Source organism: Trujillonella humicola, assembly GCF_046233715.1.
Taxonomy (GTDB): domain Bacteria; phylum Actinomycetota; class Actinomycetes; order Mycobacteriales; family Geodermatophilaceae; genus Trujillonella; species Trujillonella humicola.
In genome coordinates this window covers 1-1794 of sequence record NZ_JBJNRJ010000112.1, presented here as the reverse complement: position 1 = coordinate 1794, position 1794 = coordinate 1, and the positions used below count along the sequence as shown (strand labels likewise).

General features: G+C 69.8%; 1 protein-coding gene. It reads right to left on the bottom strand.

The annotated features are described in order from the left end of the window. Positions 1–19: 19 nt before the first annotated feature. Entirely contained in the window at positions 20–1681 is a 1662-nt protein-coding gene (locus ACK586_RS25285; protein ID WP_409333293.1) for an IS1634 family transposase, read from the bottom strand. Between the last annotated feature and the right edge of the window lie 113 nt (positions 1682–1794).

Below are 1794 nucleotides of genomic sequence, written 5' to 3'. Positions count from 1 at the left end.
CCCGACTTTGATCATTTGCTTAGTGCGTGACTTCCACCTGCGGTAGCGCATCGAGGATGGCCCGCTGAGCTGGGGGAATGGCGGGGTGGAACGTCTGGGTGGCTCCGTTGATCGCGACTGTGGCCGAGCGCAGTGGCCGCAGCTGACGGATGACGTTGCCGATCGCCAGGCCGGTGCGGTTCTGGACCTCGCGGGCCACGGCCAGGGCGGTGAAGACGACGGTGAGGTGGGCCTCGATGGCGTCGCGGGTGTGGTGGAACATCGGCCTGGCCCGCAGGTCGGTCTTGCTCATCCGGAACGATTGCTCGACGCGCCACAGGTCGTGGTAGCTGCCGATCACCTCGGTCGCGCGCAGCACGGCGGCGGGGATGTTGGTGACGTAGCCCTTCAGCCCGACCAGGCTCTGCGCTCTGGCCAGTGCGGTCTCGTCCAGGGAGCGGGCGCCGTTGCTGGTCTTGACAAACCGCGGCGTGCGGGCCGCGCGTTCGCCGTCGACGACCTCCCGGGCGCGGGTCTCCTGTAGGGCGAGGGTCTTGCGGTCCCGGGCTGCTCGCTTGGCCGAGTACGCCCACACCGCCCGCCACGACCCGGTGTGCCGCGTGGGGTCCCACACAGGTTCGGCGCGGCGCGCGCTGTCGTTCTCCCCGACCTTCCCGCCCTTGGCGCGGCCGGTCCTGGGGGTGATCGTGTCGATGACCTGGCCATCGGTGAACGCATCGCCGTGCCAGTGGAAGTGGGACTCCAGATCCGCCGGCGCCCGGGTCACGCGCGAGCCGACGATGAACCGCACGTGCGCCTCGTCCAGCGCCTTCAGGTTCGCCGCCGACAACATGCCGGCGTCGGCGGTGACCGCGAGGTCGGCCAGGCCGTGCCGTTCCTGGAACTGGGTGACGATCGGGATCAGCGTGCTGGTCTCGGCCTTGTTGCCCTCGAAACAGCCGATCTCCAGCGGGAAGCCCTGACGGTCAACCAGCAGCCCGACCACGACTTGCGGGTCGACTCGCCGTTCCTTGGAGTAGCCGACTTTCCGCAGGTCGTCCTCGTGTTCGGCCTCGAAGTAGAGGGTCGTCACGTCGTAGAGGCACAAGGTCAAATCCCCGGCCGTGCTGGCGCGGGCGAAGCACGCGGCTGCGACCCGGTCCCGGTAGTCGCCCTTCACCGCTTTCCGCAGGGTGCGGTTCATCGTCGGGTAGCTGGCCGGCCGGCGCCCCAGGTCGGTGAGCACTCGACCGGCGTCCAGCAGTGATGTCGGTTCCACGATCCGGGCGATGACCAAGTCGCAAAACACCTCATCAGTGGCCGCGGTGAACCCCAGCGCGGTGACCACCCCGAGCAGGGCGTCGTACAGCAGCCGTGACCCGGTCGCCAGCACCCGGCCTCCGCTGTCCCGCGCAGCCGCCGACCGGCGGGCTGGTGGCGCCGGCATCGCCGGCAGCACGCTCTGACCGCCCGGGACCCCGACCAGCGGCAGCACCCTGGGGGTGGGCTCGATCCCCAGATCCAGCACGACTTGGGCCGGGTCGCCCAGCAGCTCCCGGGCCCGCTCCATCAGCACCCCGAGCTCGGCGTCGGTGTGCGCCGACCCCACGTGCTTGACGATCTCCTGCCGTCCGGCCCGGTAGGCAACGATCTGCACGGCCGTGGCCCCCGAAGCGGTCCGCACCCGCCGGATGAACGCCACACCCCGACCCTAGGCCGACCCCGTTAGTGCGTGAAACCGCGCGGAGTCCAGACCGTTCCTGCAGCTCAGCGGCCCGCAGCAGAGATGATCATGCAGCCCTGATCAAAGTCAGG